The 13,936-nt window shown below is 62.7% G+C and carries 14 protein-coding genes; 7 read left to right on the top strand and 7 right to left on the bottom strand.

Annotation, left to right across the window (positions count from 1 at the left end; translation table 11 throughout):
* Positions 1 to 4 precede the first annotated feature (4 nt).
* Both RVM26_RS09210 and RVM26_RS09205 read right to left on the bottom strand, forming a co-directional pair.
* Positions 5 to 1,303, bottom strand: coding sequence for a Y-family DNA polymerase (locus tag RVM26_RS09210; RefSeq protein WP_081137529.1), 1,299 nt, complete (start codon positions 1,301 to 1,303; stop codon positions 5 to 7).
* A complete protein-coding gene (locus RVM26_RS09205; RefSeq protein ID WP_016914453.1) occupies positions 1,300 to 1,743 on the bottom strand; it encodes a LexA family protein in 444 nt (147 codons plus the stop codon). The genes RVM26_RS09210 and RVM26_RS09205 overlap by 4 nt, the downstream gene beginning before the upstream one ends.
* A 343-nt stretch (positions 1,744 to 2,086) precedes the next feature.
* Between RVM26_RS09205 and RVM26_RS09200 the strand changes: the two genes are divergently transcribed.
* Both RVM26_RS09200 and RVM26_RS09195 read left to right on the top strand, forming a co-directional pair.
* Positions 2,087 to 2,971 carry an alpha/beta fold hydrolase gene (locus tag RVM26_RS09200; protein WP_498938294.1) on the top strand — a complete coding sequence of 295 codons (885 nt, stop codon included), beginning with the start codon at positions 2,087 to 2,089 and terminating at the stop codon, positions 2,969 to 2,971.
* A gap of 45 nt (positions 2,972 to 3,016) precedes the next feature.
* Positions 3,017 to 4,033, top strand: a complete 1,017-nt coding sequence (locus tag RVM26_RS09195; RefSeq protein ID WP_287806870.1) for a patatin-like phospholipase family protein — start codon at positions 3,017 to 3,019, stop codon at positions 4,031 to 4,033.
* Between the two features lies 1 nt (position 4,034).
* On the opposite strand, the gene RVM26_RS09190 is transcribed toward RVM26_RS09195, so the two are convergent.
* Positions 4,035 to 4,598, bottom strand: a complete 564-nt coding sequence (locus RVM26_RS09190; RefSeq protein WP_498938292.1) for a Smr/MutS family protein — start codon at positions 4,596 to 4,598, stop codon at positions 4,035 to 4,037.
* Positions 4,599 to 4,722: 124 nt separating this feature from the next.
* On the opposite strand from RVM26_RS09190, the gene prmB reads away from it, so the two are divergent.
* From prmB to phaC, 5 genes are all read left to right on the top strand, one after another.
* Positions 4,723 to 5,700: a ribosomal protein L3 N(5)-glutamine methyltransferase gene (gene prmB / locus RVM26_RS09185; RefSeq protein WP_498941723.1), complete on the top strand. Its 978-nt coding sequence runs from the start codon at positions 4,723 to 4,725 to the stop codon at positions 5,698 to 5,700.
* Between the two features lie 13 nt (positions 5,701 to 5,713).
* Positions 5,714 to 6,805 (top strand): chorismate synthase, encoded by a 1,092-nt coding sequence (aroC, locus tag RVM26_RS09180; protein WP_498938290.1) that lies wholly within the window; start codon positions 5,714 to 5,716, stop codon positions 6,803 to 6,805.
* A 60-nt stretch (positions 6,806 to 6,865) separates the two neighbouring features.
* The gene (locus RVM26_RS09175) at positions 6,866 to 7,237 is read left to right on the top strand and encodes a DUF6489 family protein (RefSeq protein WP_081137535.1); all 372 of its coding nucleotides are present in this window, start codon (positions 6,866 to 6,868) and stop codon (positions 7,235 to 7,237) included.
* A gap of 127 nt (positions 7,238 to 7,364) precedes the next feature.
* On the top strand, positions 7,365 to 7,775 hold the full coding sequence (locus RVM26_RS09170; RefSeq protein ID WP_498938288.1) for a phasin family protein: 411 nt from the start codon (positions 7,365 to 7,367) through the stop codon (positions 7,773 to 7,775).
* 93 nt (positions 7,776 to 7,868) lie between these two features.
* Positions 7,869 to 9,722, top strand: coding sequence for a class I poly(R)-hydroxyalkanoic acid synthase (phaC, locus tag RVM26_RS09165; RefSeq protein WP_498938286.1), 1,854 nt, complete (start codon positions 7,869 to 7,871; stop codon positions 9,720 to 9,722).
* Positions 9,723 to 9,795: 73 nt separating this feature from the next.
* Here the strand turns inward: phaC and lnt are convergent, their stop codons facing one another.
* From lnt to RVM26_RS09145, 4 genes are all read right to left on the bottom strand, one after another.
* Positions 9,796 to 11,259: an apolipoprotein N-acyltransferase gene (gene lnt, locus RVM26_RS09160; RefSeq protein ID WP_498938284.1), complete on the bottom strand. Its 1,464-nt coding sequence runs from the start codon at positions 11,257 to 11,259 to the stop codon at positions 9,796 to 9,798.
* Positions 11,260 to 11,308: 49 nt separating this feature from the next.
* On the bottom strand, positions 11,309 to 12,190 hold the full coding sequence (locus RVM26_RS09155; RefSeq protein ID WP_498938282.1) for a CorC family transporter: 882 nt from the start codon (positions 12,188 to 12,190) through the stop codon (positions 11,309 to 11,311).
* Between the two features lie 122 nt (positions 12,191 to 12,312).
* Positions 12,313 to 12,774 (bottom strand): rRNA maturation RNase YbeY, encoded by a 462-nt coding sequence (gene ybeY / locus RVM26_RS09150; protein WP_039181095.1) that lies wholly within the window; start codon positions 12,772 to 12,774, stop codon positions 12,313 to 12,315.
* Positions 12,771 to 13,862 (bottom strand): PhoH family protein, encoded by a 1,092-nt coding sequence (locus tag RVM26_RS09145; protein WP_039181092.1) that lies wholly within the window; start codon positions 13,860 to 13,862, stop codon positions 12,771 to 12,773. The genes ybeY and RVM26_RS09145 overlap by 4 nt, the downstream gene beginning before the upstream one ends.
* Between the last annotated feature and the right edge of the window lie 74 nt (positions 13,863 to 13,936).

Genomic DNA, 13,936 nt, shown 5'->3' with positions numbered 1-13,936 from the left:
GCGGCTATCGGTGAGAAGTAAACGCCGCGATGGCTCCCGGGTGGGTACCGGCTTCCAGCAACTCGTTCCAACGCGTGGTGTAGCGGCGCGAACGGTGCCCGCAGCGCAGCTGCCAGGCGGCGTCCGGGTCGCGCATGCCAAAGTGGATGGTGCCTTGCCCCATCCGCTGGTTGATGGCATCCACCGCCCGCATCACGTGGGGGTGCGCCTTGGCAGGCGGTGCCAGCAGCGAGAGCTGGTACTGCTGGGCGTCTACCAGGTCCACCAGCATGACGCCTGCTTTCATGAACACGTAGCCGGGGCGGTACATCTGCTCCATCCCTTCCTTGACGGCCTGCAGAATGAGCCGCGTGTCGTCGGTGGGAGCATCGAGGGGAATCATGGCGCGGGGGGCCAGCTGGGGCAGGTCCTTGCGATGGCGGCTGGTGGTCAGAAACATCAGCACCGCACGGGCCAGACTACCCTGCTGGCGCAGTTTCTCGGCGCTGCGCTGGGCGTGCTGGCGCAATGCATCGTGCAGCTCCTCCTTGCGCCCCGTGGCACGCCCGAAAGAGCGCGAAGTCATGATGCGTTGGCGGGGCTGTTCGACGGCATTCATCTCCAGGCAAGGCGTGCCGCGCAGCTCGAGGGCGGTTCGCGCCAACACTACCGAAAAGCGCTTGCGCAACTGCCTGGGGTCGCTCTCGCGTAGCTGCCAGGCGGTACGAATACCGCTCACGGCGAGCTGCTCGGCAAGCCGTCGGCCGACTCCCCATACCTCGCTCACCGGAAGCTGTTTGAGCAGTGCCTGGGTGGTGGCGGTGTGGGCAGCCAGCAGGCATACCCCTTGATAGTGGGACTGCTGCTTGGCCACGTGATTGGCCAGCTTGGCCAGCGTATGCGTGGCCGCCAGCCCAACGCAGACGGGCAATCCCAGGTAACGGCGAACACGGCGGCGTAGCGCCACGCCCATGGCTTGGCATTGGGCGTCATCGAAGCCATCCAGGTAAATGAACATCTCATCGATGGAGTAGGGGGCGACCTCTGGGCAGGCTTCGCGCAGCAGCTGTGCCAACCGCGCCGACATGTCGCCGTACAGCTCGTAGTTGGAAGAGCACAAATGGATCTGGCCCCGACGCCGCAGCCCTTCCAGCTGGAACGCTGGCGTCCCCATGGCAATGCCCATGGCTTTCAGCTCGGCAGAGCGCGCAATCACGCAGCCATCGTTGTTGGACATGACGCCCACGGCCTTGCCTTCCAGCGTGGGCTGGAATACCCGCTCGCAGGAAACGTAAAAGTTGTTGGCATCCACCAGACCGATCATGGCAAATACTCATGAATGACGGCGCGCACTACCCCCCATAGCTGGCACTCGGCCTCTTCCAGCGGCAGCGGAGGGTAGTGCGGATGAGACGAGCACAAATGCGGCGTACCGCGATACAGCGCGTAGCGCTTGATCAACAGCTCCTGGTCGAACAGGGCGACTACGATGTGGCCCAGCCGAGGCGGCACGCTGCGGTCTACCACCAGCAGGTCGCCGTCGAAGATGCCCCATCCCTCCATGCTGTCGCCGCGGGCGGTCAGGTAGAACGTCTGTGTCGGGTGCTTGATCAGCCGGGTGTTGAGGTCCAGCGTGCGCGGCTCGTAATCCTGCGCGGGGGAAGGAAAGCCGCTAAAACCCGCGCGACCACTCAGCGAGGCAAACGGAAGAGGCAAGGGCGTTGACGGCAAGGCGGTCGCAACGGCAGTGGGTTGAGACGGCATCGTCGGGCTCCTCACGAATGGATGGTGTGTTTATATACAGTATTTGTAGCCAGTATTCATTCATGCGGAAAAAAATGCAAGGTGCCGGGGCGAAGGTAAGGGTACGAGGAGGCTAACGGGCCAGCCAGAGGCCAACCACCAGCGCACTGATGACCGTGATCCAGAACACGAGATTGCGAGCGCGGGTGTCGCGACGAGGTTTCATCGGGTTGTCTCCAGCAGATAGGCAAGGGTGGCCCACCATGGGCCGCTCGAAAGCAGCGCATAGGCTGCGCCAGGCATGGTAACGTTTGGTGCTCGAAGCGTCATCCGGCGCAGGGTTTTTCGTGAAGAGAGAGGGCTGATGAAAGGTTCCGAGTTTAGCGGCAGTACGCCGCTGTCGTTGGTCAATGGGCGCCTGGCGGCCCTGAGCTGGGGGCGCCACGATGCCCCGGTATGGGTCGCCCTGCACGGCTGGCTGGATAACGCGGCGAGCTTCTCACGGCTGGCCCCCTTGTTGGTCAAGCGACTGAACATTCGTATCGTTGCCCTCGATTTTCGCGGGCACGGCCACTCGGCCCATACGCCCTTCGGCAGCGACTATGCGCTGTGGGACTACCTTCACGATGTGCTGGATGCCATGGAGGCGCTGGAGATCGAGCAGGCCACGTTGCTGGCGCACTCGATGGGGGCGGCGGTCTCCTGCCTGCTGGCAGCGGCGCTGCCCGAGCGTGTCGCACGGCTGGTGCTGCTGGATGGCCTGGGGGCACTGAATACGCCCGCAGAGGAGACGGCCAGCCAGCTGCGCAAGGGCCTCACCGCCCACCGCCGCGTCGCTTCGCGCACGCCCCGGTATGCGGATATCGAACAGGCCGTTGCCGCCCGGGTGGCAGGCGGCGTGACGCCGCTGGATGCCATCACGGCCAGGCCGCTGGTCGAACGTAACACCCAGGCCACGGCGGATGGCAAGGTCGCCATGCGCACCGACAGCCGCCTGCTGAAGCCTTCCCTGGTCCGCCTGACGCCACAGCAGGTGCTGGCCATACTGGCAGAGATTCAAGCCCCCGTGCTATTGATAGAAGGAGAGCGCGGTATTCTCGGCGAGCGCCAGTGGGCGGTGGCCGCTCGGCAGGCGGTACCCCGCCTCACTCGTCATGTGCTGGCCGGGGGCCACCATCTTCATCTGGAGCCGCAGGCCGTAGCCCAGGTCGCCGAGGTGATTTGCCGTAGCCCCAGTGGTGAAGAGTAGAGCGGTGAAAAATAAAGAGGTGAAAAGTAAAAAGGAGGGTGTGCCTTGGTGAGTCTGTTGGCAGGGAGAGCGCTGGGTGAGGGAAACAAGGTGGCCTTGGTGCTGGGCAGCGGCGGGGCCAGAGGCTATGCGCATATCGGTGTGATCGAGGCGCTGGAAGCGCGGGGCTTCGAGATCATCTCGATAGCGGGCTGTTCCATGGGCGCTCTGATTGGCGGTATCTACGCATCGGGCAAGCTGCCTCAGTACCGGGATTGGGTGTGCCATCTCGACTATCTGGACGTGCTGAAGCTGGTCGATGTGACCTGGAGCCCCATGGGGGCCATGCGGGCCAACAAGGTCATGAGCAAGCTGGAAGAGCTGGTGGGTGACGTACTGATCGAGGATCTGCCGATCCCCGTGACCACGGTGGCCACCGATCTGGTACGCCAGCGCGAAGTGTGGTTTCAAAACGGCCCGCTGCTACGCGCCATACGCGCCTCCATTGCGGTGCCTGGCGTGATTACTCCGGTGAACCTGGGCGAGCAGGTGCTGGTGGATGGCGGGCTGCTCAACCCGCTGCCGATGATGCCCATTCTGGCCGCCCATGAAGCGGATTTTGTGGTGGCGGTGAACGTGACGGCCCATAGCCCGCAGCCGGTGACCCTGGAAGAGTTGCTGCCCCGTGACGAGTCTGCCCCGCCGCAGACCCCCTCGGAGCGCGAGCGAGAGGCCAACATTGGCGGTTGGATGCGCGACGTGCGCGCCACCACGCGCCGACTGTGGGGCGGCCTGGGCGGCGGTGAAGAAGAGAACGATGACGATGAAACCGTCGACCTGCGCGGCAAGCGGGAGTGGGGCAAACTGGACATGATTCTGGAGTCGTTCGATATCACCCAGGCGGCGCTGGCCAAGTACAAGGTGGCCGGATATCCGCCGGATGTGCTGATCGAAGTGCCCAAAACCGTTTGCAGTACCTATGAGTTCCACCGCGCCAACGAGTTGATTCGCCTGGGGCGCCATCTGGCGGATCAGGCGCTGGAGCGGCGCATGCCCAGTATTGCCTCGGACGCTACCGAGTGAGCTACTGGCTGCGTTTGCGCAGCAAAATATAGACCGCCCCTGTGCCGCCATCCACGTCGGTGGCGGAGCAAAACGCCAGCACGCCAGGCCACTCTCGCAACCAGGCGTTGGTGTGGCTCTTCAAGACAGGGAAATCCGCGCTGCTGCCCCACGCCTTGCCGTGTACCACCAGCACGCAGCGCAGCCCCTGGGCTGCGGCATCGCCCAGAAAACTCTCCAGCTCCAGGCGGGCCTCTTCCAGCGTGTAGCCATGCAGGTCGAGCCCTGCTTGCCAGGCGGTTTGCCCCCGCTTGAGCTGGCTGAAGGTGCGCCAGGGCAGGTCCGGCACGCTGAACTCCAGATACTCGGAGGGGCGCACGGCTTCGACACGCCCGTCGGAAGTGCGGCCGCTGGCCTGCAGCGTATTGCTTTCCACGGCGGCGCGGCGGCGGGCCTCGCGATTGTCGGGTTGCCGTTTGGGTTTGCCGGGGTTCGCCTGGTTGGTGGCAATACGGCGTACGCCTGCCGCCTGCAGCGCTTGGCGAAAGGCACTGATATCGTCATCGTTGGGCAGGTGTCGCGTCATGGTCGGCTCGGCATCGGTGAAAGTACACGGTGATAAAGATGCACAGTATAGCGAGCCAGGCGTCGCTGTGAACCTCGTGGCTGTGAACCGAGCGGCGCCAAAGGTACAATCCTCCCATGATGTCATGTTGCCAGGAGCCCCTGTGACCACGCACTCCCCTGAAGAGCTGTCCACTTCTACGCTTTCACTGCCCGATTCGACGCTGGCACACGAGCTGATAACGCTGCGCGATTACCTGCGCTGGGTCTCCAGCGAGTTCTACCTGGCGGGCCTGCATTATGGCCACGGCACGCAGTCCCCCTGGGACGAAGCGGTCGCCTTGAGCCTGGGCGCGCTGCACTTGCCCTGGAACGTCGACCCCGCCGTGCTCGATGCGCGGCTGCTCCCCATGGAGCGTTCGCGCATCATCAAGCTCGCCCGCGAGCGTATCACTACTCGTCGTCCGTTGCCCTACCTGCTGGGTGAGGCCTTTTTCGCGGGTTACCCCTTCTCGGTAGATGAGCGCGTGCTGATTCCGCGCTCGCCCATTGCCGAGCTGATCGAAGATGGCTTTGCTGCCTGGTTCCCCGAAGAGCCCCCCGCTCGGGTGCTGGATCTGTGTACCGGCTCCGGCTGTATCGGCATCGCCACGGCGCTGGTGCTGCCCACCTGTGACGTCGCGCTGGCGGATATCAGCCAGGATGCCCTGGCCGTGGCGCGTCAGAACATCACCCGTCACGATGTCGGTGACCGAGTGCGTGCCTGGGAGTCGGACGTGTTCAGCGGCCTTCAGGGGCAGACATTTGACCTGATCGTCTCGAACCCGCCCTACGTGGACGCCCGCGACCTGGCCACCATGCCCGCCGAATTTCGCCATGAGCCAGCCCTGGCGCTGGGCGCTGGCAGCGATGGGCTGGATATCGTCCGGCGTATTCTGCGTGACGCGCGCCGCCATTTGAGCGACGACGGCTGGCTGATCGTCGAGGTGGGCAACTCCGACCGTCATGTAGAGGCCGCTTTCCCCGACGTGCCCTTTATGTGGCTTGACTTCGAGCGTGGCGGCCAGGGCGTGTTTGCCCTGAGCGCCGCTGAACTCGACGCCCATGCGGCGTCTTTTGCGTGAGGAAATAACGCCCATGTCTGGCAACACCTTTGGCAAACTGTTTACCGTGACCACCTTTGGCGAAAGCCACGGCCCTGCGCTGGGAGCCATCGTCGATGGCTGCCCGCCCGGTATCGAGATTAGCGAAGCCGACCTGCAGGGTGACCTGGATCGCCGTCGTCCCGGCAGCTCCCGGCATACTACCCAGCGCAAGGAGCCGGATCAGGTCCGCATTCTCTCTGGCGTGTTCGAAGGCAAGACCACGGGTACCTCCATTGGCCTGCTGATCGAGAATACCGACCAGCGCTCCAAGGACTACTCGAAGATCAAGGATCAGTTCCGGCCCGCCCACGCCGACTACACCTACCATCACAAGTATGGGCATCGTGACTACCGGGGCGGTGGGCGCTCCAGCGCCCGTGAAACCGCCATGCGCGTGGCGGCCGGAGCCATTGCCAAAAAGGTGCTGGCGGCGCAGGGCATTCAGATTCGTGGCTACATGAGCCAGCTGGGGCCGATCAAGATCGACTTCAAAGGCTGGGACAGCGTCGAGCAGAATGCCTTCTTCTGCCCCGATCCGGACAAAGTGCCTGAGCTGGAAAGCTACATGGATCAGCTGCGCCGTGACCAGGACTCGGTGGGGGCAGAGATCACCGTGGTTGCGGAAGGCGTGCCGGTGGGGCTTGGCGAACCGGTGTTCGATCGTCTGGATGCTGATCTGGCGCATGGTCTGATGAGCATCAATGCGGTAAAAGGCATCGAGATTGGTGCCGGTTTTGGCTGCGTGGCACAGCGGGGCAGCGAGCACCGCGATGAGCTGACCCCTGAGGGGTTCCTCTCCAACCATGCCGGAGGCGTGCTGGGCGGTATTTCCAGTGGCCAGCCCATCGTGGCACGGCTGGCGCTGAAACCGACCTCCAGCATCACCACGCCGGGCCGCTCGATCGACGTGCACGGCGAGCCGGTGGAGGTGATTACCAAGGGGCGTCATGACCCCTGTGTGGGCATTCGTGCCACGCCGATTGCCGAAGCCATGATGGCCATGACGCTGTTGGACCACTGGCTGCGCCACCGTGGGCAGAATGCCGATGTCAACGTTGATACACCGGCCATCGGCCAGCGATAACGCCACGGTACGCCTCGGGGTTCGCTGCTACACTCAAGCATGACGGTCAAGGAGTCGCCTATGAAGATCAACGTTGAGTTTGACCTGACGCCGGACGAGTTTCGGCGTTCGCTGGGGCTACCGGATGTCGAGGCGTTTCAGCAAAGCCTGCTGGACAACATCCAGCGCCAGATGGAGTCTGGGGTGGAGGGTTACGACCCCATGAGCCTGATGCGCCCGTTCCTGCAGCAGCCGATGATGCAACAAGGGCTATCGCAGGGGCTGGCCAACTTCGGTACCTACCAGCAGATGATGCTGGATATGCTGCGGCAGGCGGGTTCCAGTGCCACCAGCAGCAGTCAGTCCCGCGAGGAGCAGGAGGCACCCAGCACGGCCAGCAGTCGAGGCACCAAGGCGAAAGCCGCCTCGTCACGAACCCGCGCTAAAGGGTAGGGCTGCCGCCAAAGCAGAGTTGTCAAGCGGCAAGCCAGCGATTACTCTTTGTGCGATGCACAATAATTGCGATGTGAATGAGCCACTCCAGGCTCATGCCAGGGAATGAGAGACAGGAGCTACCACAATGCAAGACAAGATGATGGAGGCGTTCAGCGCCCAGACCCGCCAGATGTTCGAGCCGATGCGCAAGATGAACTCGCTGATGCTCAACAACATGGAAAAGATGACCCAGTATCAGCTGGAAGCCATGAAGCGCTACAGCCAGATGGGGACCGAGCGTATTCGCAGCGCCACCGAAATCAACGATGCCGAAAGCCTGCGTGACTTCGGCACCCGGCAAGCGGAAATGATGAACGAGCTTTCCCAGCAGATGCAGGAAGATGCCCGCGCCATGGGCGAGATGACCCTGCAGTTCAAGACAGAAATGGAGAAGCTGTTCAGCGAAGCCGGGCAAAAAATGAGCGAACAGGCCACGGCAACCGCGAAAGGCGAGTCCTCGGCCAAGGCCTCCAGCCAGTCGTCACGCAAGAGCTGATATCACGTACTGTTCGCGGCGCCGATGAGGCGCCGCGTTCTTTTGGATGAGCTGTCAGAGCGAACAATGCTCGGCACGCGAGGGGGAACTCGTATGCAGTCAGGGTGGAAAATACCGTCTCAACCGCTAACCCAGCCGGAAATGGAGGCCTGGAAAGCTCAATTGGACGACGTCGCCGAGCAGTACAAGGGGCTGCTCGAAGACCTGCTACAGCGCATCGTGCCCAGTGAAGCCGCAGACTCGGTCTACCGTGACATGCGTGAAAGCTTCGAGGCGGCAGCCCAGTCGCTGATGAGCAACCCCAACCTGCTGTGGCAAACCCAATCGCGGCTGATCCAGGACCAGTGGCTGCTGTGGCAGCAGGGCCTTCGCGCCATGGCGGGCGAGCAGGTCACGCCGCTGATCACGCCCCCCAAGCATGACCGCCGCTTCAGCGACGAGGCCTGGCGCCAGGACCCCTACTACATGGCGATCATGCAGCAGTACCTGCTGTTTTCGCAGATGGTCGAGGAGCTGATCGACGGCCTGAACGGGCTGGACCCCACCCACAAGCGCAACCTGGCGTTCTATGCGCGTCAGCTGGTCAGCGCCATGTCGCCCACCAACTTCGTATCCACCAACCCGGAAGTCATGCGGCGTACGCTGGAGACCAAGGGGCAGAACCTGGTGGACGGCCTGACCCGCCTGCGCGAAGACCTGGCCAACTCGGCCGAAGGGATCAACGTACGCATGACCGACCGTAGCGCCTTCGGGGTCGGCGACAACATCGCCGTGACGCCGGGCTCTGTGGTATACGAAAACGAGCTGATTCAGCTGATTCAGTACGCCCCGACCACCGAGAAAACCTTCAAGACGCCGCTGTTGATCGTGCCGCCATGGATCAACAAGTATTACATTCTCGACCTGCGCGATGACAACTCGCTGGTCAAGTGGCTGGTAGAGCAGGGGCACACGGTGTTTCTGATCTCCTGGCGCAACCCTGGCCCTGCTCAACGCGACATCACCTGGGCCGACTACATGCAGCTGGGGCCGATCAGTGCCATGGAGGCCATCGAGCAGGCCTGCGGCGAAAAGTCGGTCAACCTGGTCAGCTACTGCGTGGGAGGAACGCTCACGGCGTCCACGGTGGCCTACCTGACCAGTACGCGTCGTGGCCGCAAGGTCAAGTCGGTGACCTACATGGCGACGCTGCAGGACTTCCGCGACCCGGGCGACATTGGCGTCTTTCTCAGCGAGCGCGTCATTCAAGGGCTGGAGCAGAGCATGCAGCTCAAGGGCTACCTGGACGGTCGCTCCATGGCGTACACCTTCAACCTGCTGCGGGAAAACGACCTGTTCTGGTCGTTCTACATCAACAACTACCTGAAAGGTGACGAGCCTGCGGCGTTCGATCTGCTCTACTGGAACACCGATGGCACCAACCTGACCGCAGGTACCCACGCCTGGTACCTGCGCCACATGTATCTGGAAAATCGCCTGGTAGAGCCCGGTGGCATCGAGCTGGACGACGTCAAGATCGACCTGCGCAAGATCTCGGCGCCCAGCTATTTCGTCTCGACCAAGGAAGACCACATTGCCAAGTGGAACAGTACTTACTACGGTGCGCTGCTGCCCAAGGGGCCAGTGACCTTCGTGTTAGGGGGCTCCGGGCATATCGCCGGGATCGTTAACCCGCCGCACAAGAACAAGTACGGCTACTGGACGAACGACGAGCTGCCGGACTCCCACGATGCATGGCAGCAAGGGGCGACCTTCAACGAAGGCTCCTGGTGGCCGCACTGGCAGGCCTGGGTGACGGAAAACGGCTACGCGGATGCCGACCCGAAGAAAATGGTGCCAGCCCGTCAGCCCGGAGAGGGGCAGTTAAAGGTGATCGAGCCCGCCCCAGGCCGCTATGTGAAAATGACCATTCCAGAAGTGCTGGGGGAAACCCCCTCGGCCCGCTAAAAGCAAGGCCCCCGCTCGCCGGTCAACGGCGTCAATGCGGGGGCCAGGCAGCAGGCAGGGCTGGTAAGGTGCGTTATCCTGCGCGGCGACGTACAACCCCAGGCAGCAACAGCAGGCCTGCCAGCAGCCAGGTGGGCCAGCTACCCATGCGGGTGAAGGGCGTGAGCCCCTGCATGGCGTGGAACTCGCCGGTCAGGTAGGTGGTTTCGAACTGCGGTGCACGGTCGACGAGCCTGCCGCGGGGGTCGATGATAGCGGTAATGCCATTGCTGGTGGCACGCACCACGTAGCGGCCATTTTCCAACGCACGCAGGCGCGCCATTTGCAGGTGCTGGTGTGGGCCGATGGAGGCGCCGAACCAGGTGTCGTTGGAGACCGTGACGATGACATCGCTATCCATGGCGCGGCGTGCCACCAGCTGCGGATAGATGATCTCGTAACAGATCGCGTTACCGATGGTGACCCCGGCGGCCTGCATGGGCACCTGATGAGATGCCCCCTTGCTAAAGCTGGACATGGGCAGGTCGAAGAAGTTGATCGCCCCGCGCAGCACGCTTTCCAGCGGCAAGTACTCACCGAACGGCACCAGATGCTCTTTCTGGTAGCTGCCTTCCACGTTGCCGACACCAATCACACTGTTGAAGTAGCGATTAGCCTCGTCCAGTTGCACGATGCCGGTGAGCAGCGCCGTTTCAGGCGGCAGGTTGCTTTGCACGCGCTCCAGTACTGGGCGCGCCTGGCTGTCGATCATGGGCAGGGCGGTCTCTGGCCACAGGATCAGGTCGACATCGTCTGCGACCTGACGGGTCAGGTCGCTGTAGATATTGGCAGCGCTGCGCTGGCCTTCCGGTGTCCATTTCAGGAGCTGCGGAAGGTTGCCCTGCAGCAGGGCCACGCGAGTGGGTTCGTCCACCGGCGTGGTCCAGTGCTGGGGCAGTGCCAGAGGCGTGAGCCAGATGGCCGCCAGCGGCAGCGCTGCCCACCACTGGCGGCGCAGGAAGGCCACACCCAGGGTGCCGCTCAGAACGACCAGCAACGAGAGCCAATAGACGCCGCCAACGGGGGCCCAGCTGGCCAGGGGCGAGTCGACGTAGCTCGACCCGACCAGCAGCCAGGGAAACCCGGTAAACAGATAGGTGCGCAGTACTTCACCCAGCACCCAGGCTCCGGCGAAGGTTACCACTGCCCAACGGGGGCCGACGAAGCGTCGATAGAGCCAGAACGTACCCGCGAAAAACAGCGCCAGTACGGTCACGAACAGCGCGGTGAGAAAGACCGCCAAGGGCATGCCGGTATAGCCGTAATCATGGATCGAGACGTATACCCAGGAGGTGCCGCTGGCAAACAGTGCCACCCCGTACAGCCACCCCTTCAGCGCGGCCTGAGCCGGGCTCAGCTGATGCAGGCCCAGAAAGAGCAGGCCAATGGCGACAGGCCCCAGCCACCAGAGTTCGAAAGGGGAGGCGGTGAGCGTGGTAAAACCACCGGCCACCAGGGCGGCCAGCAGTTGAAGTGGTAATGTGGGAGTCAACCCCATAGCAATATCCTCTCAGCAGGGTGCAACGGTAACGCAGCGCCAGTGGCGGCTAGTCAGCGTCGGTCTCGTCGTCGGCATCGCGTTCACGATAGGCCTCGAGCAGGCGGATGCGCCGGTTATCGGCATTCAGAATGATAAAGCGCCAACCGCCTAGCGTAGTGTGCTCGCCACGGCCGGGCAGGTGGCCGAATTGCTGCATGACCAGCCCCCCCACGGTGTCGAACTCATCATCGGAAAAGGCCGTGCCAAAGCGTTCATTGAAGTCTTCGATGGGCGTCAAGGCACGGATGGCGAAGTGGCCGTTTTCCAGCGTGCGGATATCGTCCTCTTCGTCGGTATCGTGCTCGTCCTCGATATCCCCGACGATCTGTTCGAGGATATCTTCGATGGTGATGATGCCCGCGGTGCCGCCATACTCGTCCACGACGATGGCCATGTGGTTATGGGTGTCGCGGAACTCCTTGAGCAGGCTGTTGAGGCGCTTGGATTCGGGAATGAACATGGCCGGACGCAGCACGTCTTCCAGCTTGAAGGCGTCGCGCTGTGCCTGGGTCTGGGAGAGCAGCGGCAGCAGGTCCTTGACCAGCAGAATGCCTTTGACGTCGTCGAGATTTTCACCCACCACCGGGTAGCGGGAGTGGCCGGTCTCCTGGATCAGCGGTAGGTAGTCGTCACTGGTCTGGTCCAGGGCGATGGCGGTGACCTGAGAGCGCGGGATGAGGATTTCGCGAACCTGCTGGGCACTGATGTCGAGGGCGCCTTCAATGATCATGATAGCGTCCTGATCCAGTTTCAGCTTGCCGGCCGTGTGGCGTAGAAACGTCATTAGCTCATCTCGTGAGCTGGGTTCGTCGCTGTCTCCGGAAAGGGCGCCAAAGAGTTTCTCGAGCCATGATTTTTGATTGGGATTGCTCGATCGGTCTTCGCTCATTGCGTCAGTTCTCTCAGTTACGGGCAAGGTAGTTCGATAAAGGGGATGATGACCGCTCATCGTTGTATCACTGAGTGGCGGCAGACACCACCGCTAGCGGCAGCTTTCTGCAACAAAACCGCTCACGCCTGATAAGGGTCATCGATCTTCAGGGTCGCCAGCAGCTCCCGCTCGAGCTGCTCCATCTCTTCGGCTTCCTGCTCTTCGATATGGTCATAGCCCATCAGGTGCAGGGTGCCGTGAACCACCATGTGTGCGTAATGGTGCTCCAGCAGTTTGTGCTGCTCCTGGGCTTCTCGGGCCACCACCGCATGGCAGATGACCAGATCACCCAGCAGAGGCAGCGTGATGCCAGGCGGGTTCTCGAAAGGGAACGACAGCACGTTGGTGGGCTTGTCCTTGCCTCGGTAGTCGCGGTTCAGCGCCTGGCTCTCGGCTTCATCCACGAACCGGATGGTCAGCTCCTGGCGGTCGTCGTCTGGATGGCGAGCAAACACGCAGCTCACCCATTGGGTGAGCTGGTCGAGAGAGGGCAGCAGCGTTTCGTCGATGGCCGCTTGCCGATCGATCATCGGCTCGTTCATTGGTCGCCGTCTCCAGTGCGATGACCCTGACGTTCGAGGGCCAGCATGCGCGCTTCGCGCTCTTGCTGACGCGCCTCGCGGCGGGCGCGTTCGGCCACTTCCTGCTGCGACTCGAACTCGTCATAGGCTTCGATGATGCGCTGCACCAGCGGGTGACGCACCACGTCCTTGGCGGCAAAGTGGGTCACGCCGATGCCGGGGGTCTCCTTGAGCACGTCCAGCACCTGGGAAAGCCCCGAGCGCTGGCCGCGCGGCAGGTCCACCTGGGTGATGTCGCCGGTAATCACCGCCGTCGAGCCAAAGCCGATCCGCGTCAGGAACATTTTCATCTGCTCCGGCGTGGTGTTCTGGCTCTCATCGAGAATGATATAGGAGTTGTTCAGCGTACGGCCACGCATGTACGCCAGCGGCGCGATTTCGATCACCTGACGCTCGATCAGCTTGGCCACCTGCTCGAAGCCGATCATCTCATAGAGCGCGTCGTACAGCGGGCGCAGGTAAGGGTCGATCTTCTGCGCCAGGTCGCCGGGCAAGAAGCCCAGCTTCTCGCCTGCTTCGACGGCCGGGCGCACCAGCAGGATGCGGCGCACTTCCTGCTGGTTGAGCGCTTCGACCGCCGCGGCCACTGCCAGGTAGGTCTTGCCGGTACCCGCAGGCCCAATGCCGAAGTTGATGTCGTGTTCGCGGATGCTCTGCACGTAGCGCTGCTGGTTCAGGCCGCGGGGTTTGATCATGGCACGGGGGGTGCGCATGATCACCTCGTCGCTGCCGCCTTCACCGTCCTCCTCTTCCTCCAGAGCCTCTAGTCCGGACTCCTGCAAGAACAGGTGGACGGTATCTGCCGATAGCTCGGCGGCCGCCGTTTCGCGGTACAGGTGCTCAAGGACATTGGCAGCCGCCTTGATGCGGTTGGCTGCACCGGCCAGCTGAAAAACGTTGCCACGGTTGCGCAACGTTACGTCCAGGCGGCTCTCGATCAGCTTTAGGTGCTCGTCCTGCTGGCCGCAGAGGCTGGCAAGGCGCTGCGGGTCATTGGGTTCAAGGCTTAGGGTAATGATGCGATTGGCCTGAGGTGATGGCTGGCTCAAGAGTAGGAAACCCTTTCGTTGGTGTGTGTACGTTTCAGCTTAATGCCCCGACGGGGTCGGGGCAATTACCCAGG

It is taken from the genome of Halomonas sp. KM072, assembly GCF_050710315.1.
GTDB classification, from domain to species: domain Bacteria; phylum Pseudomonadota; class Gammaproteobacteria; order Pseudomonadales; family Halomonadaceae; genus Vreelandella; species Vreelandella hamiltonii.
Note: the sequence above shows the minus strand (reverse complement) of the source record. Positions and strands in the feature narration are given on the sequence as shown.

Excerpts from the sequence above, each read along its gene's own strand:
- RVM26_RS09210 (WP_081137529.1), bottom strand. The coding sequence starts at position 1,303 with ATGATCGGTCTGGTGGATGCCAACAACTTTTACGTTTCCTGCGAGCGG.
- RVM26_RS09205 (WP_016914453.1), bottom strand. The coding sequence starts at position 1,743 with ATGCCGTCTCAACCCACTGCCGTTGCGACCGCCTTGCCGTCAACGCCC.
- RVM26_RS09200 (WP_498938294.1), top strand. The coding sequence starts at position 2,087 with ATGAAAGGTTCCGAGTTTAGCGGCAGTACGCCGCTGTCGTTGGTCAAT.
- RVM26_RS09190 (WP_498938292.1), bottom strand. The coding sequence starts at position 4,598 with ATGACGCGACACCTGCCCAACGATGACGATATCAGTGCCTTTCGCCAA.
- prmB (WP_498941723.1), top strand. The coding sequence starts at position 4,723 with ATGTTGCCAGGAGCCCCTGTGACCACGCACTCCCCTGAAGAGCTGTCC.
- aroC (WP_498938290.1), top strand. The coding sequence starts at position 5,714 with ATGTCTGGCAACACCTTTGGCAAACTGTTTACCGTGACCACCTTTGGC.
- RVM26_RS09175 (WP_081137535.1), top strand. The coding sequence starts at position 6,866 with ATGAAGATCAACGTTGAGTTTGACCTGACGCCGGACGAGTTTCGGCGT.
- RVM26_RS09170 (WP_498938288.1), top strand. The coding sequence starts at position 7,365 with ATGCAAGACAAGATGATGGAGGCGTTCAGCGCCCAGACCCGCCAGATG.
- phaC (WP_498938286.1), top strand. The coding sequence starts at position 7,869 with ATGCAGTCAGGGTGGAAAATACCGTCTCAACCGCTAACCCAGCCGGAA.
- lnt (WP_498938284.1), bottom strand. The coding sequence starts at position 11,259 with ATGGGGTTGACTCCCACATTACCACTTCAACTGCTGGCCGCCCTGGTG.
- RVM26_RS09155 (WP_498938282.1), bottom strand. The coding sequence starts at position 12,190 with ATGAGCGAAGACCGATCGAGCAATCCCAATCAAAAATCATGGCTCGAG.
- ybeY (WP_039181095.1), bottom strand. The coding sequence starts at position 12,774 with ATGAACGAGCCGATGATCGATCGGCAAGCGGCCATCGACGAAACGCTG.